We start from the raw sequence: 20,333 nt of genomic DNA on the forward strand, positions 1-20,333 counted from the left end.
TCAATCTATCACAAGCTGCTAGTGAAAGCGTATATGATATCCGGAATTCGGGATCTAAAGTTGTTTAATAAACTCCGTGCCGTCTAATCCTGAATGAGGCGGTATGGAGCTCGATTGCTCCTTCCACGAGCTGTAAGAGAGACAACCTGATGCAGGCTGTTCCTTTTTGCATAATACTGCATGTTTCCAATGTGAGAAAAATCGGCAAAAAAATCAATTTCATCACCGAAATTTGGCAAAAATTTTCAAATGTAGAGAGTAATATTTTTAACTGAAATCGTTTACAAAACAAGTTGTGGTGCGGTTTTTTACATATAGTGAACAATTTGTGAACATGTGTCCAAAGATTGACAAAATCATACCCTCAACTTATATTTAATAAGTGATTGAACCATATAGAATGAATTGGAAGAATGCGCAGACATGCCCTGAGCAGGAAATGACGGGAGTACTGGAAGCGTTATTTTTGTAAGCGTTCTGTATGACGGACAGGATTACGTGTATTGTATTGAAACGGACTGAGTTAAGTTTGTTCCAGACGACACCGGTAATCTACGAAAATGTAAAAAGTGGGGTAGATCAATGATGAAACAGTGGCAGGTTGCAAAGCGAATTCTCCCCTTGCTAGCGGTGTTCTCTTTGCTGCTATCCGCATGCGGGCGGGAAGACTTGTCGGTAATGAAACCTCAGGGTCCTGTGGCACAAGGCCAATATGATCTGATGAAGCTGTCCATTACGATTATGATCGTGGTGCTCATCATTGTATTTGCAATTGCCGCCTATGTGTTGATCCGGTTTCGCAGACGAGCCGGGCAGAATAAAATGCCCGAACAGGTTGAAGGCAATTTCAAGCTGGAAGTAATATGGACAGCCATTCCGTTGCTGCTCGTTATCGTTCTGGCAGTACCAACGGTAAAAACGATTTTTGCCCAAGGCGAAGATCTGTCCAAGGACAAAAATGCAATTCAGGTCAAAGTCACCTCGCATCAGTACTGGTGGGAATTCACTTATCCTCAATATGACGTAACCACCGCTCAAGACCTCATCATCCCGACCGGAAAGAAAATCGCATTCGAATTGAAAACCGCTGACGTGCTTCACTCCTTCTGGGTGCCGTCTCTTGCGGGTAAAATGGACACAAACCCGGATGGAACACTTAACAAATTTAGCTTCTCGGCGCCAAATGAAGGCGTTTACCGAGGGAAGTGTGCTGAATTATGCGGCAGATCGCATGCCTTCATGGAATTCAAGGTCAAAGCGGTCAGCCAGGAATCCTTTGACAAATGGGTCAACGAAATGAAAGCTCCAGCGGTACTTCCGGAAGATACCCAATTGGCTGAAAAGTTCAAAACGAACTGCCTTTCTTGCCATGCAGTTGGGGACCAGGGCGGGCCAGTTGCACCTAACCTGACAGGTATCGGCGGGAAGCAATCCGTGGCAGGCATTCTTCTGAATCAGGGCGAAGGCCAGGAAGACGGTAATCCGGTACTGGACAACATGAAAGAATGGCTCCATGATCCACAATCCGTGAAGCCGGGTAATACGATGCCTAATCCGAAAGACCTTGGACTCACAGATGAAGAAATCGACGGAATTGCCGAATATCTGGCCAACTACAAATTGGACTATGAATAGAACAGCAAGGACGAAGAAGGGGGTACACAACCTTGGCTCATGCTCATAGCGTCAAGCGGTATAGGGGCTTAATGGATTGGATTACCACCGTCGATCACAAAAAAATCGCCGTGCTGTACTTAATTGCGGGTGGATTTTTCTTTGGAATCGGCGGCATTGAAGCCATTTTGATTCGGATTCAATTGATGAAACCGATGAATGATTTTGTGTCGGCGCAGGTCTTCAACGAATTGATTACGATGCACGGAACAACGATGATTTTCCTTGGTGTCATGCCTATTATTTTTGCCGTTATGAATGCCGTTGTGCCTTTGCAGATTGGGGCGCGGGATGTTGCTTTCCCTTTTGTTAACGCTCTGGGTTTCTGGACATTCCTGTTTGGCGGACTGCTTTTGAACCTGAGCTGGTTGATGGGAGGGGCACCAGATGCCGGCTGGACTGCGTATACGCCACTTTCGGGCAGCGAGTACAGCGGAACGCACGGTGTGGATTTCTACACGATCGGTCTACAGATTGCAGGTCTGGGTACACTAATCGGGGGCATTAACTTCCTCGCCACCATCATAACGATGCGTGCACCGGGAATGTCCTATATGCGGATGCCGATGTTCACCTGGACTACATTTATTACATCAGCCATCATCCTGTTTGCATTCCCTGCCATCACGGTAGGACTTGTATTGTTAACGTTTGACCGTATACTGGGAGCGAATTTCTTCGATGTTGCAGGTGGCGGTAACCCGGTACTCTGGCAGCATATCTTCTGGATTTTCGGGCACCCGGAGGTGTATATCCTCATTTTGCCGGCATTTGGTATTATTTCTGAGGTCATTCCAACCTTTGCACGTAAAAGATTGTTCGGTTACAGCTCTATGGTGTTTGCCACCATCCTGATTGCCTTCCTGGGATTCATGGTGTGGGCGCATCACATGTTTACAACAGGACTGGGGACAGTTGCCAATGCATTGTTCTCGATCTCAACCATGCTGATTGCTGTACCAACGGGGATCAAAATATTTAACTGGCTCTTTACGATGTGGGGCGGTCAGATTCGTTTTACGGCAGCAAACCTGTTTGCTGTTGGATTCGTACCAACCTTCGTTATGGGTGGGGTTACAGGTGTCATGCTGGCCTCTGCACCTGCGGATTTCCAGTTCCATGATACCTACTTTGTTGTAGCTCACTTCCATTACGTCATCGTTGGTGGATTGGTACTTGGCTTGTTCTCAGGCCTTCATTACTGGTGGCCGAAGATGTTCGGTCGCGTGCTGAGCGAAACGCTCGGAAAATGGACATTCTGGACGTTCATGATCGGCTTCCAACTAACGTTCTTTGTACAGCATTTCCTCGGTCTGATGGGGATGCAGCGCCGGATCGTTACATACTTGCCGAATCAGGATTTCGACCTGCTTAACCTGGTCAGTTCCGTCGGTGCGTTCCTGATGGGTGTTGGGGTGATCTTGTTCCTCGTGAACATCGCGATCACAACGAGAAAACCAGCAGATGCGCCGAATGATCCATGGGAAGATGGCCGTACACTAGAATGGTCGATTCCATCTCCGCCGCCAGAATACAACTTCAAACAGACTCCGCTGGTTCGTGGTATTGATGCGTACTGGAAGGAAAAGATGGCAGGACATACGGAGATGACACCGGCCGAACCTGTAGGTTCGATTCATATGCCGTCCGCGACTCCGCTGCCGTTTGTGATGTCTGTCGGTATATTCATTGCCGGACTTGGCCTCATGTTCAGCAAGGATGACTTCCACAATGCGTTTATGAACGGGTTGTTCAACAATTATATTGTGGTCATTATAGGTCTGCTGATTACATTTGGTGCAATGGCACTGCGTTCACTCTACGATGATCATGGCTGGCATATTGAACCAGAGGATCAGGATGAGAAGGGGGTTAGAACATGACAACTTCACATGCCGAACCGGTAAACGGCAAATTGCCGCATGAACCGGAGAAAGCAACGCTGGAAGGACGCAACAAGCTTGTAGGCTTCTGGTTGTTCCTCGGCGGCGAGACGGTATTGTTCGGAACCCTCTTCGCAACCTTTTTGGCTCTCCGTGGCCAAACGAATGAAGGACCAACGGCGAATGAATTGTTTCATCTGCCACTCGTGGCTGCCGCAACCTTTATTCTCCTGGTCAGCAGTTTGACAAGTGTATTTGCCATCCAGGCTATGCACAAGGGGAAACGCAATGCTCTCGCTCTCTGGCTTGGCATTACCGTTGTACTGGGTCTCGGATTCCTCGGTCTGGAAATTTACGAGTTCTATGAATATGTGAAACATAAAGAGTTCGGCATGACCACAAGTGCATTCAGTTCAGCGTTCTATACGTTGGTTGGGTTCCACGGAGCTCACGTTGCATTCGGTATTATGTGGATCGGGCTTATTATCGGGCAACTGTTCAGAAAAGGCTTAACGGTCGTAACTGCACCTAAAGTTTACGTCTCCGCAATGTACTGGCACTTTATTGACGTGGTCTGGGTGTTTATCTTTACGGTCGTGTACCTGCTCGGAAAGGTGGGGTAACACATGTCGGTACAGGATAAGAGTGATCAGCAGCCTGTGAAGCGTCGTCACCGGGTGGAGGGGCCACAGAAACACGTTGTTGTTTTCATTTTCTCGATCATCCTGACGCTCATTGCGTTCGCGGCTGCCGCCGCGGGAGGAGTTAATACGACCTTTACCATTATTATATTGGTGGTTATGGCAATCCTTCAGGTGTTTGTGCAACTTGGCTATTGGATGCACTTGAAGGATAAAGGACATTTGATGCCTATCCTGTTCATGGCCTTTGGATTTTTCGTAGCTTTCACATGCATCATTATGGCACTCTATTGGGTTTGGTGGTAAAAGAGATGGCGGCGGCGCAGTGTCGCCGTCTTTTCCCCTTTTTGGCGAATCAATCCATCAATGGATTCAGGCAACAACCAAATCAGGTCACGGGGAGGTTTCCCGTATGCTCGGGTTGCAATATTTTAGTTTTAACGATTTATGGAGTCCCCTTATTCTGGCATTATTTCTGCTCATTGCCGCAGCTTATCTAGTGCTCGTTGGTCCCTTCAGTGAGCGGATCAAGGAGGCCGATCAGACAACGGCTACGCAAAAAATCATGTTTATTACAGGACTTATTGTGTTGTATCTGGCTCAAGCGGGGCCATTTAATCTGCTCGGTCATGTGATGTTCAGCTTCCATATGGTGAGTATGGCTCTGTCTTACCTTGTCGCACCTCCTTTATTAATGAAGGGTTTACCGCTTTGGGTATGGCGGAAAATAGTTCAGTGGCTTCCGACAAGGCAGCTATCCTTTCTGGCTCATCCCATCGTGGCGGCTGTAATATTTAACGGATTGTTTTCGTTATATCATCTGCCGATAGTACATGATTATGTCATGCTGAATTTTACGGTTCACCGCTTGTATTACTTTGTACTCTTTATCACTTCCATGCTCATGTGGTGGACATTGCTTAATCCTTTGCCGGAAGGCAGACAGGCATCGGGCTTGTCCAAGATTGGATTTATTTTTCTGAACATGGTGCTTCTGACACCAGCTTGTGGGCTAATTATTTTTGCTTCCGAACCTTTGTATGAGACCTACAGCAATCCTGCCGTATGGGCCGAGGCGATGCGGTATTGTGTATCGGGGGATTCCACGGCATTGCTGCGATCATTCGGCGGACCGGCGTTCTTCAACTTCCTGTCCTCTGCCAAGGAGGATCAGCAGGTGGGCGGTATTTTGATGAAATTCATACAGGAAGGCATTTTCGTTTCCATGCTGGCTTATGTCTTTTTCCAATGGTACCGCAAGGAAAAACGGGAAGATGACGATGATTCATATCCTGTAGAGAATACGGAAGGACCGCTTAATCCTGCAGCGAAATAACACAAGTCTTGTTTGGACAAGAGGGGGAAACACACGATGGATATGTATTTTTGGCTACCCACGATCAGTACTTCTTTCATTGTGATTAGTGCGGTGCTGGTTGGGATCGGCTGGGTGCTGATTATTCGTGGCAAACGGGAGGCGCACCAAACCGCGATGGTTGCAGGGGCCGTTGCTGCGCTGCTGTTCTTTGTCATTTACACGTCTCGTACCATCTTTGTTGGCAATACAGCTTGGGGTGGGGACCCGGAGATGGAGATCTTCTATCGGATATTTTTGATCTTTCATATTATCCTCGCTACCGTGGCAGCGGTCTTTGGTATTTCCACACTGGTGCTTGGTTTCAAAAAGAAATTCAAGACACATCGCCGCTGGGGACGATTCACATCCATGATCTGGTTTAGCAGCGCCATTACTGGCGTCATTGTATATGTTTTGTTGTACTTGTTGTATCCCGGTGGGCATACACGTCCGGTATGGGAAGTCATCCTTGGGGTGTAGGTCAATGAATATAACACTTTGAAAATATGAAAATGGATGAATTGATCCGTTTATGCGTCCAAGCTTCCTCTCGCTTTCATTCATAGAATGAGATCGAGAGGGGGGAATAACAAATGAAAAAAACAGTCCATGTTAGTCAAACGTATCCACGTCTCACGGTCTATTCAGAAGAGAACTACTTTGGAAGAAGCCGGATTTACCGTGGCAACACGGGTCTTCGTAATCTGGACAACATTCTGGGTGGAGTAGAAAGCCTGCGTTTCTTCTCGACAAGGTCGAATGCAACGTTGGTTGTGTTTACACGTCCTAACTTTCAAGGTGGATTCCGTGTCTTCCGCGGCAACACTAACTTGAGAGATTTGGATGATCTGATCCGTGGCAATGATGTGGAATCCCTGATCTCCACCAATCAGCGTTTGACACTGGCTGAGATTCGCGCGATTCGCCGTAATCGCAGTCTGCCAAGTGGCTATAACCTCGTTTAAGAATTAAACCTCTTTTGTATTCAGGTGCCGGGAAACAGGAAAGAGCTGTTCCGAATTGTGTTCGCACAATATCGGACACAGCTCTTTTTTGGTTGGAGGAGTTATCTTAATCTCCCCCGCCCCCGCCGTCACCACCTCCGCTATCTCCACCACTGTCGCTACTGCTTCCGGTATCGCTGCTGTGATGGTGATTAGATCCCGAAAAAGAATCACCATCATGATGCTTGTGATCGTGAGTGTGTCTGGAATGATGAGTATGGGAGTCATCATTAGTAATGACGGGGTATGCCGGAGATGAGTCGGTGTAGCCATTGTTACGCCGCACACGATGTCTGCCTTTTTGAGCAGCATGTCGTTTGGGTTCGTCACGAACAATCAGCCAGATAACCACAATCAGAAAAAGGAACACAAACCCAATCTCTATTAGCGAATCCATGTTTGGATCATTCCTTTCTGTACGCTTATCAAGTTTTATTTTAACGTAACTCTCACATGAATCCCATACCCTCTACCTGATTCAGGAAAATAAGGGGTTGACGGAATAAGAAAGAGGTCTGTATACTGTGTATATTGATATATACAGTAGATACAGTGAACATAGTCAAGATGGAAAGGCAGGCAAGCGATATGAACGCATGGAATCAGGCGTGGTGGCTGACTCGTTACGAATTAAATAAGGATAAACTCCAATGGCTATGGACTGCGGTCTTTATGGTTTACGCTGGCGGCATGGGCGGTGTGATGTTACTGGGACAACGGCAGGAGGATTTTTTTAGTCCATTTGGAGACGCCTACTTTATGCTCATGTGCCCGTTCCAGGGGTTCATGTTCAGTAGACGATCCTTCCGATATATCCAGGAAGATTCCTATACACAGATGTTAACCTATTACCGCAGGATTCCGATCCCGGAACCAACGGTGATGTGGTCACGTATTCAGCAATCGTTGATAGCCTTTGTATACAATGGTATTTTTTTCTACGGCTTATTATATGTCGTTGGGCTCCGTACAGAAGGATTCCGATGGGATCAATATCTGGCTTTTGCCTTGACTTGTACGGGCTACGGAATATTGGTTACAGGCTTATATATCTACGGCGAATTTTTACACAGCGGCAAGAAATATTTGCTTCTCAATCTGCTGTTTGTCCCGGTCGTGATCATCATCTCCATTCTGATTCGAATGGCAGGCGGCAATGGATTTCAGCTTTTGTTGGATACGAGCAGAGCATGGGGGATGCTCTCCCCGATCATGTGGGCTACCCTGCTGGCGGGGTTAACAGGGTTATGGCTGTTCAGTCGGTTAACGATGAAGAAGCTGGCGAAGCGGGATTTGAGTTAGTTCATGATATGAAATATAACCGAATAGAACGAGTAGAGGAAACCGGCACTGTCATGGAACAGACTGAAGTGTACCGGAGGGCGAGGTGCAAGACGTGAATATACCGATTCAAATTAATGAAAACAGTGCTGAACCTTTATATCACCAAATTGAAAACCAGTTAAGATCGTTAATTATTACAGGTCAATTGGGGGAGGGGACACATTTGCCGTCCATTCGTGAATTCGCCGGATCTTTGAATTGCAGTGTCATCACGGTTCGCCGGGTCTATCAGGATCTGGAGAATGAGGGTCTGCTTCGCACAAAGCAGGGGACGGGCACATTTGTTGCCGAGGTTGAAGCTGGGGATCGGGAAAATTATAAATTAACTGCGGCCAGAGAAGCCTTGCAGGCTGCGGTACAATCGGGCAAAGCGGTAGGATGCAGCCAAGAGGAAATGGCAATTCTGTTCCGTGAAGCTCTCCAGACCATCTTTGATTCGAAGTAAAGGAGTGATCCACACATGGAATCGATAGCGGTTCAGTTGAACGGTGTATCCAAAATGCGAAAACGAAGAATCATCGGGCCCATTGACCTGACCATCCCGGAGGGTTATGTGATTGCCATTTTGGGACATAACGGTTCAGGCAAAAGCACGCTGCTAAACATGCTGCAACAAGTGGTACTGCCGGATGCCGGACAGATTATGTGGTTTGGAAATAGTTACCGGGAAGGGCTTCCCATAGAGCTTAGGCAGCAGATCGGTTTTGTCGCAGATAACGGGGGACTGGAAGAAAACCATATTACGGCCCTTGATGCGGCGAAGTTTCGATCGTATTGGTATCCAAGGTGGGACATGAGTCTTTTCAATCAACTGATGGATGAAATGGACGTACCTTATGATGTGAAACTGATCAAAATGTCCAAAGGGGAACGCCGCAAATACGAGATTGCAGCGGCTCTGGCAGCTCGGCCTAAACTTCTGCTTTTGGATGAACCTTCATCAGGACTGGACCCTTTTTCCTGGAAGATCATGATCGAGCAATTCCGAAAATTTATGGCGGAAGGGGACACCACGATTCTGGTTGCCACGCATATTGCCGACGAAGTGAAGCGACTTGCGGACTACATTGTGCTGATGCATCGCGGACAGTCTCTGGGTATGGCGGAGAAAGATGTCGTACTCGATCAATGGAGGGAAATCTGGTATGAAGGCGAACTGCGACCCGAGAGCATTCCTGGTGTCGTTGAATCGGTTCAGGAAGAGAACGGTCTGATGCGGGTAATTACAACCCGGGTGAGTGAAGCACAGGAACGGTTGGAGCTTGCAGGGATACGAGTCATGAAAGTCCGAAATCTGGAGCTGGATGAAGTGCTGGCATTCTGGATTGCCGGGTATGCACCAGCACAGTGGAGATAACCGAAGGGAGACGATACATGATGAACCGATTGGAATTGAAGCAGGTAGTCAAGCAATATGCAGACAAAACAGCAGTTAACGGGGTAACGCTTAATGTAAAAGAAGGGGAGATTTACGGACTGCTCGGAGCCAACGGCGCAGGCAAAACGACAACGATGCGTATGGTACTTGGGCTGATCCATCCTGACGGGGGAAATATCCAGTATAATGGAAAACCCTACAGCACGGAACTGCAGCAGATTATGGGCTATCTTCCGGAAGAGCGCGGTCTGTATCCAAAGGTGAAAGTCAGTGAACAGATCAACTACCTGGCCCGGCTGCGCGGCATGAATGGAAAGGACGCGGACCAGAGCCTGAAGTATTGGTTGGACCGATTCGAAGTGCCAGAGTATTACGACAAGAAGATTGAGGAACTATCCAAAGGAAATCAACAGAAAATGGGCTTTATTGCCGCAGTGGTGCACAGACCGCAAATTCTGATTCTGGACGAAGCCTTCAGCGGACTTGATCCGGTGAATGTGGAATTGCTTAAGTCCACGGTCAAAGAATTGCGTGATGAGGGCACGGCCATTCTGTTCTCCACACACCGTATGGAGCACGTCGAGGAATTATGCCGTCAGATAACCATATTGCATCGTTCCAATACCGTGGTGCAGGGAGAGATCAAGGAGATCAAGAGTCGTTATCCACGTGAGCAGGTGTTCCTGAGCACAACGGGCAATGTGAGTGGTCTGGAACAGTTGCCGGGTGTGAACAAGGTAGAGAAAAATGAGCGAGGATACCTGATCCATATTGGTCAGATGGAGGCAGCTCAGGAAATTCTGAAAGCTGCCATGGCTCAGACGACAGTGGAACATTTTGAAATCAAGGAACCAACGCTTAACCAAATCTTTATTCGTGAGGTAGGTGAGTCGAATGAATAAAATGGGGACGATTACCGGATTTACGTTCAAAAACAAAGTGAAAACAAAGTCTTTCATGGTGACGACCATTGTACTTGCACTTTTAATTACGATTGGACTCAATATTCCATATTTCATTACCTTATTTAATGGTGGTCCCATTGGCGGAGGTGCGGGCGGAAGTGGTTCTGTGAATATCGGTCTGCTGAGCACAGGGCAAACGGAGGTAGCTGAGAAGCTGGAGACCTACTCATCCGCACAAGGCAACGAGACATATCACTTCGTTAACGATGCGAGTAAAGATGAAGCGGCACTCAAAGCCGATGTGGAGTCTGGGGTTCTGGATGGCTACCTGAAGTTTGAACCTGTTGCGGGGCAAGACTTCCCGCAGCCTGTCCTGTACTCCAGCGAAGATATCTCCCCGCAGGTTGTAGCACCCATTGAAGCAGCACTTCAAATTGTGAGGCTGGATGTGGTCGTGAAGGATACACTTACAGCAGAGCAAAAACAGCTCATTAGTACGCCAGTGAAACTGACAGAGCAAAGCCTTGATTCTGATCAGAGTGGAGCTGCTGCCGAGTCGGAAGGTGGCATGAGTGGCATCAACTATATTGTTGTTTACCTGTTGATTATCCTGTTGTTCACTTCAACGATGATGACTGGTAATATGATTGCCTCCGAAATTACGGCTGAGAAGAGCTCGCGAATTATGGAAATTCTGATTACGAGTGTATCTCCGCTGAGCCAGATGTTTGGTAAAATTATCGGTATTTTCTTGGTAGGTTTGCTGCAAATCGGTATTTTCGGTGCCGTAGTTGCCGGCAATATGCTGTTACCCCATAACCGCGATGTATTGAGCGATTTCAATATGAATCTGAGTGATGTGAACGTCGCAGTCATAGTATATGGACTTATCTTCTACATTCTGGGCTACTTCCTGTATGCGGTTATGTTCGCCGCTATTGGCTCGATGGTGAGTCGGACAGAAGAACTGGGTCAGGCCGTGTTGCCGATTACGATGTTGTCCCTGGTTTCCTTCTATATCGCCATCTTCAGTATTGCTACACCGAACATCCTGTTGTTGAAAGTGGCGAGCTTCATTCCGTTCACTTCCCCAACGGCGATTCTGGTACGGATTGGGGCAGGCGTTGCACCAACCTGGCAGATCTGGACGTCACTTGCGATTCTCTTAGTTTCGATTATGATCTTCGGTTGGCTCGCAGCGAAAATCTATCGTACGGGTGTGCTGATGTATGGTAAACGCCCAACGTTCAAGGAATTGTTCAAAGCGATGAAGGCTTATAAAATCTAATCTGATGATGAATAAGTGCATTAGATGGAAAAATATTTTATAAGGTGTTATATACCAATAGTAGTAAAGAACCGATGGGTGCTTGGGGATTTATGTTAGAACTCACTGATCTATGGATGATTACATTAAACGCAATTAAATTTTAGCAGGTTCTGCACTGGAAGAGGGGTGCTGAACCTGCTAAATTTTTTTCTAGTGAACTATTGTCAGTTGATGGTATTTCTGTCGGTTCATTTCAATGAATATGTCTTTTTTCCTTAAGCATCACAGTTTTTCAACAGCACCTGCTAGACTCTTACGAGTCCCAACTAGGCATGTTTAATAACTTTTTCAAAGATCTGCGAGAAGAAATGCTGAAAGCAACACTCGATAACTTCGATGTATTGGATGAAAGTGTGGACCAAATGGCTGAGACATGAAAAAGGGGCAATGTCGATCGATCGTAACATCGGTATGTCCGGTGAGATTGAAGGATACCTAAAGAGTAATTGGAGGTAGGAGTACTTTATCATTGTAGGGGCTACTCACTACCTGGGCAAGAATGTTATCGTGAAGGTTTCCGTCCGGTTGCTGAGATCCAATTCGTTAGTTTTATCTTCGAGTCGCTCATCATTTTCACTTATAGTGGGTGAATGAAACATTTTTTTCTATCTACTTTTTACCCTTTATTCTCCTGCAGGGCAGCTTGTGCTAACATTTTGTCAGGAAAAAATTGGTGTCATGTTTGGTAGTCCGGAAGTAACTTCAGGAGGGCGAGCATTAAAATTTTTTTCCTCTATACGCCTTGATATTTGTCGAATAGAATCCATAAAAAATGGATCTGAAATTGTAGGGAATCATGTACGTGTCAAAGTTGTGAAAAACAAGTTAGCTCCACCATTTCGGATGACTGAGTTTGACATCATGTATGGTGAGGGTATCTCAAAGATGGGAGAACTTATCGATATAGGAATTGAACGTGGATTGATTCAGAAATCTGGTTCTTGGTTTTTTCAAGGAGAATTGAGACTTGGACAAGGGAGAGATTCAGCAAAGAAATATTTTATGGATCATCCTGATGAAGCAAAAACATTAGAAGATGAAATTCGAAAATGGGAGCACGCTTCTACAGGTGATAATGAGAAAGATTCAGTACAGGACAAACACGATCTATTATTGGATGCTAGGGATGATAGGGCCATATTGAATAATGATTAAGTTCTGTGTGGGACAAAAGATGCTATTTGTTAAAAATTCTTGTAACTTCTTGATTTCGTGCTTGTAGTTCAAGTAAAACAACGATTAGTTCTTAAAACATGCGCTATAATAATTGAATTTTTTTGGTTTTGATGTATCTAAATGAACATCTGCAATGAGTAACATTATGAGAGTAAAGGGACCATATGAATAAAGAATATTTTAATGAATCAATTGCAATGTATGAAAATAATAAAGACACCCATGTCCGACAATTACGGAAAGAAAGTTCGATGAAGGATTCTCTACAATTTTATTTAGACAACATAGGAAAAGTACCGCTTCTTTCTAAAGAGGATGAAACAATTTTGGCAAGCCAAGTCAAACAAGGCAATGAAAAAGCTAAGCTGAAATTCATAGAGGCGAATTTGCGTTTAGTTGTCAATATTGCAAGCAAGTACAAATGGAATGACTTGCCTCTTCTTGATCTCATTCAAGAGGGGAACCTAGGTCTAATAAGAGCAGTAGAAAAATTCGATTTTCAGAAGGGTTTCAAATTCAGTACCTATGCGACTTGGTGGATCCGCCGAGCAATAGAACAGGCTATCGTAGAAAAAGGACGGATTATTAGATTTCCAACTCACATTTTTGAATTATTGAGAAGATGGCAAAAAATTTACCAAGTCTTTTTTTCAGAATTTGGTCGTGATCCTACTCTTGAAGAGATGGTACACAAAATGAACATGCCAATGAACAAGATAATTGAAATAAAAAAACTGGCTGAAAAACTAGTTTTGTCTCTAGACTTAGAGGTTGGGGTAGACAAAGATACAAAACTCGGAGATTTGCTTGAATGTACTAACGAAAAAAGTACCGTTAAACTTGTAGAACAAAAATTTCTAGAGGAAAGGATAAACAATGTTCTTCATACTTTGAGCGAGAGGGAAGAAGGTATAATTCGTTTTCGCTACGGATTTGATGACGGAGAAGTGCATAGTTTTCAAGAAATAGGTGAGGTGTATGGTGTTTCGCGTCAACGTATTTACCAAATTGAAATTAAAGCATTAAAAAAATAAGCGAATATTTTCGTGAAGAACGACTTCAGGACCTTCTTGAGGTCTGAGAGTTTGGTATTTAAAGAATTTAATTTATTTTAGCAAATTCTAGGGATCTTATGGGGGTAAAACATGAATGGAGTCAAGACAGGAGAAATGTTTTTTTATCCATTTCATGGGGTAGGGCTCTTAAAAGAAAAAGTAACGCGTCCATGTGAAGATAAACAAAAGGATTACCTCAAAGTCTATTTTCATGAACTAAAAATGGAGATTTACATACCTGTGGACTCGGCTGAACAGAAGGGAATAAGGGCACTGACAAGTCGAGAAACTTTAGAGAAATCAAAAAAACATTTCTTTAAAAAATACAATAAATTACCTCTTCTAGCCTCTGAAAGAAAGAAATCGTTGGACCGAAAGTTAAAATCAGGAGAAGTCCTTAACATAATTGAGGTGATTCGAGATTTAGTCTGTGCATCTCAATATGATCTTAGATTAGGTTTCCAGGACAAACAGTTACTTGAAGTAGCAAGTAACTTACTGAAAGACGAATTGATGCATGTTCTCAATTTATCGAGTGAAGAAGTTTCTGAAATTCTGAAGCGTACTATTAAGTCAAGATCAAAGAACAAATAACTATTATTGTTATGATCATAATTGATTTGCTTGACGTGTGCTGAATTTAGGTATCACTAAGTTGCAGTACACTATGAGAATTTAAAGACAAGGTGGTAAAGAAGCACATGAAACGTGTACTTTATCCGTGTATTGAACAAACTATACATTTTCGTTTAAAAGAGGATGCCGAGGGTGAGGTTGCACTACGGACTGTCCGAGCAGAATTAGAAGATTTCAAATCAACTTTATAACGGAAGAAAAAAAATACAAAATTATTGAGGAAATCAATCAAATCGATGGTCTATTATTGTGAAATTAATAAGACAGCACAATAACTATGATTGCGGCAGTTACCTAGACTAGTTAGTGCAGTGTCGAGAGTGATTGTTAGTTTACTTGTGTTTTACTATCAATTTAAAGTACGGAGTCTCTCCATAAAATTAAGTTATTCCTTTAGTCAGGGACTCTAAAAAAACTCTAAATATTTTATAACAGGACTCTAAATATTCAGTACGAAGAGGAATAAACATTGTACTGAAAATGTGTTTTTCAGGTTAATAACCTCCTTTTCCGCGTGTCAGATAGTTTTTTTCGTGGTATCATACAGGAACAAATGTTCTTGTTGAAAGGAGTGGAGAAAATGTTACCACCAAGACAAAAGTGGCCCAATCATAGTGTTCTGGCCATTGACGCAAAAAGTTTCTACGCTTCAGTTGAGCTATCTGACCGGTCTCTGGATCCTTTGAAGACCAAACTTGCTGTAGTCAGCGATTTGTCGAGACGCGGTAGTGCAGTGCTCGCAGCATCACCCGAATTAAAACTCCAACACAATATCAAAACAGGTAGCAGGCTTTTCCAGATTCCTAACCGTGAAGATATCATATTGGCTCAGTCCCGTATGGGAAGATATGTAGATGTGTCTATGGGTATCATAGATATTTAATATAAATATGCACCATCAGAAGCTATACATGCTTATTCTATTGATGAGTTGATGATTACAATAGATGGTACTGAACATATGCATGGCTCGCATAAACAGGTCGCCATGAAGATTAAGCATGATATATACAAAGTATTTGGAATTCCTGTAAGTATAGGTTGGGGGCAAAATAAAGTTGTCGCGAAGATAACGATGGACTTAATTGGTAAAAAGAGTGGTTATGCTGAATGTAGTTATGATCAAATTGAAACACTTCTGTGGCCACATTCAGTGAGGGACGTTTGGGGTATTGGAGGTCGATATGCGAGAAGACTCAATGCACTGGGAATCTATACACTGGGTCAATTAGCCCAAAAACCGCTACATGTGCTGCGACAAGAGTTTGGCCCAGCCATGGGAGAACAACTCTATTATCATGCAAACGGATTAGATTTTAGTCCCGTTTTTGTTGATCCAATAATGGAGGCTCGTAAGGGGTTTTCCAATGGAATTACCTTCATGACTGATTACTCGTGGGAAGACACAAAAGTAGTTATTCACGAATTATCTGATTTACTTGCTGCTCGGCTTCGCTCTTATCATATGGCAGCTTTTACAGTGAATTTGTCAATGCGTTATACGAATGATTATAATGGTCGGCGCTTTTCTCAATCGATCACTTTATCATCCGCGACCAATTTATCTGTTCATTTATTTGAAGCCTGTATGACTATGAATTCTAAGAATGAGATACCGGCACCAATTCGACAAATTTCCATGTCAGTAACGAATGTCATTCATGAATCAGAAATCCAGTTGGATTTATTTAGTTGGGAAGAGGATGAGAAGCAACGGGCTCTTGAATCAGCTTTAGACAAAATAGTAGCCAAATTCGGAACCACAGGAATCTTCCGAGCAACATCACTTACCAAGGCTGGTACCCTTCAAGATCGTGCTAAGAAAATAGGTGGACATTATGAGTAGAGAGTATCCTTTGCCGTATGACCGGGGAAATAAAAAATGGACTTCTCTTTTACTTTCAGAACATCGTGAACGTCTGTTGCAATGGAAAGCGAGTCTTGGAAAGCAGGAAAGACCTGTTCTTACCCCAGAACGCAGTAACGAGCTTGCATTTCTAATTCAAGAAGCATTTTACGAACAAAGTTATATCACAATAACTTATTTTAGTGGTGATGAATTTCAACAGTTACATGGCAAAATTAAAAATTGCAGGTTAGATATAAAATCAATTGAAGTAAGTAGTAAAGACGGTCCTGCCAGTATCCTTTTTAGTGACATCATTGATATCCTATAAAGAGATAAAAAAACATTAATTTTGTGCCACGTGCCATTTTGATTATATTTTACGGTTCGCAATTCAAATCATCTAAAAGCAGGTTATATATGATTCTTACAAGGAAAGAGGCCACAGTAATCGAAAAAATCCGCAATCGTAGCACTCGAAAGGAAATTGCTCGCAAACTAGGGATTAGCACGTTCGAGGTAGAGGATATAGTCAATGATCTGGTTCAGCGTTTAGCTATTCAGCGATCGGACAATGTAAAGGAACAGTGTGAAGTTCTCTTGGACACGTATGAAATTGAGGATAACACTGAGAAAATATCTAAACAAAAAAAGACAATTGAAGTATTAATACCTGAAGGATATGAAGACCACATTAGAAAGCAATATGGGATACTTCCTCGCAGGGAAATTGCAAGACAACTTAATTTGAGTAAAGTAACACTGAATCTTATGATCATGCAGCTTGGGTTAAGGGAGAAGGGGATGCCAGAGCTTCATAATCAGCGCTTTTTTGAGCAGAATGAAGACCACATTCAAAGTGTCAACATTAAAGAAGTGTAAAAGACTAAATCGATTTTGGACTCTCTGAAATCTAGGTGTAGTCATACTCCCCCCAACTCCAATTAAACAGAAATGAGATCATTCATACCAAGAAATTGGTGTGTATCAAATGTCTCTTGAAATAAACAACAGACCAAGGAATAATCCTTGGTCTGTTTCAGCTTTGAGAGAAAAGCAATAGTTTAAAGTTCTTCTCCGTTACTTTATGTCCTTATTCTAATTTAGTAAAATCAAGTTTACACAGAAACGCTGTCCGATGTGTATATAATATATACGTAGGTCTTTGCTTAGTCTTTCAATAGTGTGTCAACGAAGTTATCATCTCGTTGATGCAAGTTAGAGGGGAAGTGACTCAATACATATTCGGAGGAGTTTTATGGGAGTCGTAAATAAAACAATTTTAGCGATTAACCCGGTTGAAGGTCAAGAAGCACTAGGTATGTTGATTACGTATGCGAGAGTAACCCCTAATCCTATGATTCGATCAGAAATACTTGCATAACAAAAAAAACTTCTCAGTCTGGGTAAGGATTACTTGAAAAGGATCCCAGAGGTGCAACCAGGAACTTCAGCAATAGAAAAAGAGATTCTTGAGTTGAAGGAAGAGCAGGAGCTTTAGAGCCTGCAATCGGATGGTATGAAAAAGGTGGTGAAGAGTTAGCTTGAGCAGCTTACGTCAATAGATTATAAGGGGAATGTTTGGGCCAAAGAATAAGAATAGAGCAACGTTGAACTATAAAGGAGCATTGATATGTTGATAGTTTACAAGTAGAGACTTTATTCGAATATAAAACAGCCTTAGGGGATTGACTCTGCTTTAGTACGCTACCGACGATTTTTTAATCGTCTATTGGACGAACGGATACACACGCTAACCGAGACAAAGGTGAAATCCTTAACTACTACGATCAAGCGAATACATTGAAAATATGCTTGCAATTCCAGTACTTAACCAGCTAGACTCCCAAGCATTATGGAACGTTGGCAAACACGCAAATTCGTTTTAGCTGACATTCTAATATATCTCTCTGTCCCAATAATCCTGAGTTACATGGCTGAAATATAGGCCAAAGTCGAAATCTTATACATTATTCTCACCGTCAACATGACGTCCCATATTATGAGTTACATCTTCCAACTGTTACCGCAACGGATGATTGAGAATTTCAATATTTTCGATTCTGAATTAAAACAAGAGAGCATCATCACTTTTTCGTGTTAATACGGCGAGCGCTCTCGCGTTGCATTTGAAAAGCACTCGCCGTATTAACACGTTGTTCCATTGACTATCGTATTACCAAGGCAACTCTGTGTCCATATGGAAGAACTTACCTGTCGGTCCGTCCGAAGGCAACGTGGCAAGCATTACACTTGTCTTACCGCCATCTTCAAGATCCATATCAGCGTATTTTCCGCCCAGTGGAGTCTTCACCCAACCAGGGTAAGCAGAATTCACTTTGATTGGTGTATCCTTCAGCTCATGTGCTAGATGGGTCGTAAAGGTATTCATAGCCGCCTTCGAGGCATCGTAAGCAAGAAGTTTAACATCATAAATTTGAGCAGTGGGATCAGAATGGAGTGTATTCGATCCAAGCGCACTGGATACATTAACAATTCTTCCGGCTGGAGCTTTGCGAATTAACGGCAGCAGCAGTTGAGTTAATTCAACCATACTGAAGAAATTGGCATCGAAGGTTTCACGCATAACGCTCGGCGTAACGGTACTTGTTTCATTAATCGGTGAAAGATCTTCAATCTCTATCTGTATCCCAGCATTATTGATCAACATATCAAGCTTACCGTACTGCTGTTCAAAAAAATTGTAAGCAACTTGAAGGTCTTCGGCTAGATTGACATCCAATTTGATATTCTCCGCTTGGATTCCCTCCGAACGAAGTGTATCCACAGCAACCTTCCCTTTCTCCAAATCGCGTGACCCAATAACGACCGTGACGCCAAGCTTACCTAATTGACGTGCTGTTTCCAATCCAATACCACGATTTCCTCCAGTTACAAAAGCAACTTTACCATCCATGTTTATAGTCATTTTTAAATTCCCCTTTGAGATTTATTTTATACAGTTCTTTGACTTAGCCTTGATGATTATAAGATTAGCATCGCACCAAAAATGAATGCCGCTTTTGATTAAATTCAAGAACGATCATTCTAATTATGTTAAAAATTTAGCCCAAGACTGCTAAAGTTGTAGCTTCTTCTGTGAATGCACTTGCCCTGGAAAAGCTCTTATATGGAAGTTTTCGTAGTACTTCTCGCCATGATCATTCTAACGCTTTTTGCTGCACCACCCCTGTCTGCAAATTCATATTATCATATTGAGAACGATCGGTAAAGTATTTTTTTAATTGAGCTGCACCTCTTATCAATGGGGGTTTACCGATTGCACCGTAAAGAAAATCGTTCCCATGTTATGATTACTGTTCTTGTTGTTTTGATCCAGAACGCTAACAAAACAAACAACCGTCTCTTGTACACTAATGTGTGGAGAGGCGGTTGTTTGTTTTGTATAGAGAATGAAATCGTGATGAATTTGAGAAGCTCCAAAAAGGATTTAGACATTCTTTGGTTTTAGAGAGGGTTCTTTTACGACTTTTTCGAATCCAACTAGAGGTTTGGATTCATAGACCCTGTTTGATTAAATTCCAGATGCGTTCAAATCTGTTCTGATAGTCTGGTAAATTCCAGGATTCTTTGAAGGACGGGAGGTTAAACACGGCAAACGCGGAGAGAATCGCTTCTGCTCGTTCCAAGTGGGGATCCTGATAGTCCATTAAGCCGTCAATAATTTGGTAGGAATCCCAGAGAACGTCACGTAATACCAGTGGATTGCTGTCAACATAGTGTGTATTCAAGGCGAACATTTTGGCATTCTCGTTATAGGCACGTTTTTTTGCGTTAGCAAATGCCCAAAGCCAATCGTGGAGCAATTCCTGTGGATTAGCCATATTAGTCATGTCTATTTTGATTTGTTCTGAAATCATCCGGTTGAACCAGCTCTTCGACACAGCTGCCCAGAGCTCTTGCTTATTTTTAAAGTGTTTATAAAGTGCTGCGTGGGTGATACTTAATTCATCCGCAATTTGAGAGAGGGTCACTTCAGTTTTTTCCGTGCGTTCAATTAACGCTTCCGCTGTTTCAATAATGAGCTCTTGTGTGATTTTAGCCACTGTGCTGCCAACCCTTCTTTCTTCATTACATCCCCAA

At 43.3% G+C, this 20,333-nt stretch carries 21 protein-coding genes and 1 pseudogene; 19 read left to right on the forward strand and 3 right to left on the reverse strand.

Annotated elements, in window-relative coordinates:
- The first annotated feature begins 582 nt into the window (after positions 1-582).
- From coxB to JNUCC31_RS17765, 7 genes are all read left to right on the forward strand, one after another.
- On the forward strand, positions 583-1,635 hold the full coding sequence (gene coxB / locus JNUCC31_RS17735; protein ID WP_192262925.1) for a cytochrome c oxidase subunit II: 1,053 nt from the start codon (positions 583-585) through the stop codon (positions 1,633-1,635).
- 71 nt (positions 1,636-1,706) lie between these two features.
- A complete protein-coding gene (ctaD, locus tag JNUCC31_RS17740; protein WP_416234445.1) occupies positions 1,707-3,557 on the forward strand; it encodes a cytochrome c oxidase subunit I in 1,851 nt (616 codons plus the stop codon).
- Entirely contained in the window at positions 3,554-4,180 is a 627-nt protein-coding gene (locus JNUCC31_RS17745) for a cytochrome (ubi)quinol oxidase subunit III (protein WP_192262929.1), read from the forward strand. The genes ctaD and JNUCC31_RS17745 overlap by 4 nt, the downstream gene beginning before the upstream one ends.
- A 3-nt stretch (positions 4,181-4,183) precedes the next feature.
- A complete protein-coding gene (locus JNUCC31_RS17750; protein WP_192262931.1) occupies positions 4,184-4,504 on the forward strand; it encodes a cytochrome C oxidase subunit IV family protein in 321 nt (106 codons plus the stop codon).
- 106 nt (positions 4,505-4,610) lie between these two features.
- On the forward strand, positions 4,611-5,534 hold the full coding sequence (gene ctaG / locus JNUCC31_RS17755) for a cytochrome c oxidase assembly factor CtaG (protein ID WP_192262933.1): 924 nt from the start codon (positions 4,611-4,613) through the stop codon (positions 5,532-5,534).
- A gap of 36 nt (positions 5,535-5,570) precedes the next feature.
- On the forward strand, positions 5,571-6,035 hold the full coding sequence (locus JNUCC31_RS17760; RefSeq protein WP_192262935.1) for a DUF420 domain-containing protein: 465 nt from the start codon (positions 5,571-5,573) through the stop codon (positions 6,033-6,035).
- Positions 6,036-6,148: 113 nt separating this feature from the next.
- Positions 6,149-6,520, forward strand: a complete 372-nt coding sequence (locus JNUCC31_RS17765) for a hypothetical protein (RefSeq protein ID WP_192262937.1) — start codon at positions 6,149-6,151, stop codon at positions 6,518-6,520.
- Positions 6,521-6,626: 106 nt separating this feature from the next.
- Here JNUCC31_RS17765 and JNUCC31_RS17770 read toward each other — a convergent pair whose 3' ends face one another.
- A complete protein-coding gene (locus JNUCC31_RS17770; RefSeq protein WP_192262939.1) occupies positions 6,627-6,956 on the reverse strand; it encodes a hypothetical protein in 330 nt (109 codons plus the stop codon).
- A 191-nt stretch (positions 6,957-7,147) separates the two neighbouring features.
- Between JNUCC31_RS17770 and JNUCC31_RS17775 the strand changes: the two genes are divergently transcribed.
- From JNUCC31_RS17775 to JNUCC31_RS17830, 12 genes and pseudogenes are all read left to right on the forward strand, one after another.
- Positions 7,148-7,861 (forward strand): hypothetical protein, encoded by a 714-nt coding sequence (locus JNUCC31_RS17775; RefSeq protein WP_192262941.1) that lies wholly within the window; start codon positions 7,148-7,150, stop codon positions 7,859-7,861.
- Between the two features lie 94 nt (positions 7,862-7,955).
- Positions 7,956-8,348 (forward strand): GntR family transcriptional regulator, encoded by a 393-nt coding sequence (locus JNUCC31_RS17780; protein ID WP_192273108.1) that lies wholly within the window; start codon positions 7,956-7,958, stop codon positions 8,346-8,348.
- Positions 8,349-8,363: 15 nt separating this feature from the next.
- Positions 8,364-9,260, forward strand: coding sequence for an ATP-binding cassette domain-containing protein (locus tag JNUCC31_RS17785; protein WP_192262943.1), 897 nt, complete (start codon positions 8,364-8,366; stop codon positions 9,258-9,260).
- 20 nt (positions 9,261-9,280) lie between these two features.
- Positions 9,281-10,183, forward strand: a complete 903-nt coding sequence (locus JNUCC31_RS17790) for an ABC transporter ATP-binding protein (RefSeq protein WP_192273110.1) — start codon at positions 9,281-9,283, stop codon at positions 10,181-10,183.
- A complete protein-coding gene (locus tag JNUCC31_RS17795) occupies positions 10,176-11,474 on the forward strand; it encodes an ABC transporter permease (protein WP_192262946.1) in 1,299 nt (432 codons plus the stop codon). Before JNUCC31_RS17790 ends, JNUCC31_RS17795 begins: the two co-directional genes overlap by 8 nt.
- Before the next feature lie 720 nt (positions 11,475-12,194).
- Positions 12,195-12,671 carry a recombinase RecA family protein gene (locus JNUCC31_RS17800; RefSeq protein WP_192262948.1) on the forward strand — a complete coding sequence of 159 codons (477 nt, stop codon included), beginning with the start codon at positions 12,195-12,197 and terminating at the stop codon, positions 12,669-12,671.
- A 185-nt stretch (positions 12,672-12,856) separates the two neighbouring features.
- The gene (locus tag JNUCC31_RS17805; protein ID WP_192262950.1) at positions 12,857-13,726 is read left to right on the forward strand and encodes a sigma-70 family RNA polymerase sigma factor; all 870 of its coding nucleotides are present in this window, start codon (positions 12,857-12,859) and stop codon (positions 13,724-13,726) included.
- Between the two features lie 111 nt (positions 13,727-13,837).
- Positions 13,838-14,341 (forward strand): CarD family transcriptional regulator, encoded by a 504-nt coding sequence (locus JNUCC31_RS17810; protein ID WP_192262952.1) that lies wholly within the window; start codon positions 13,838-13,840, stop codon positions 14,339-14,341.
- A gap of 622 nt (positions 14,342-14,963) precedes the next feature.
- Positions 14,964-15,686 (forward strand): annotated as a pseudogene (locus JNUCC31_RS33410) (Y-family DNA polymerase); the annotation flags it as partial.
- Positions 15,660-16,229 carry a DinB/UmuC family translesion DNA polymerase gene (locus JNUCC31_RS33415; protein ID WP_416234446.1) on the forward strand — a complete coding sequence of 190 codons (570 nt, stop codon included), beginning with the start codon at positions 15,660-15,662 and terminating at the stop codon, positions 16,227-16,229. The pseudogene JNUCC31_RS33410 and the gene JNUCC31_RS33415, both read left to right, overlap by 27 nt.
- On the forward strand, positions 16,222-16,560 hold the full coding sequence (locus JNUCC31_RS17825; RefSeq protein ID WP_192262958.1) for a YolD-like family protein: 339 nt from the start codon (positions 16,222-16,224) through the stop codon (positions 16,558-16,560). The genes JNUCC31_RS33415 and JNUCC31_RS17825 overlap by 8 nt, the downstream gene beginning before the upstream one ends.
- A 23-nt stretch (positions 16,561-16,583) precedes the next feature.
- A complete protein-coding gene (locus JNUCC31_RS17830) occupies positions 16,584-17,111 on the forward strand; it encodes a hypothetical protein (protein ID WP_228469071.1) in 528 nt (175 codons plus the stop codon).
- Between the two features lie 1,294 nt (positions 17,112-18,405).
- Here JNUCC31_RS17830 and JNUCC31_RS17835 read toward each other — a convergent pair.
- Together JNUCC31_RS17835 and JNUCC31_RS17840 are read right to left on the reverse strand one after the other, a co-directional pair.
- The gene (locus JNUCC31_RS17835) at positions 18,406-19,158 is read right to left on the reverse strand and encodes an SDR family oxidoreductase (protein WP_228469074.1); all 753 of its coding nucleotides are present in this window, start codon (positions 19,156-19,158) and stop codon (positions 18,406-18,408) included.
- Positions 19,159-19,747: 589 nt separating this feature from the next.
- On the reverse strand, positions 19,748-20,296 hold the full coding sequence (locus tag JNUCC31_RS17840) for a TetR/AcrR family transcriptional regulator (protein WP_192262962.1): 549 nt from the start codon (positions 20,294-20,296) through the stop codon (positions 19,748-19,750).
- Positions 20,297-20,333 lie beyond the last annotated feature (37 nt).

The organism is Paenibacillus sp. JNUCC-31 (genome assembly GCF_014844075.1).
In the GTDB taxonomy this organism is placed as follows: Bacteria; Bacillota; Bacilli; order Paenibacillales; family Paenibacillaceae; genus Paenibacillus.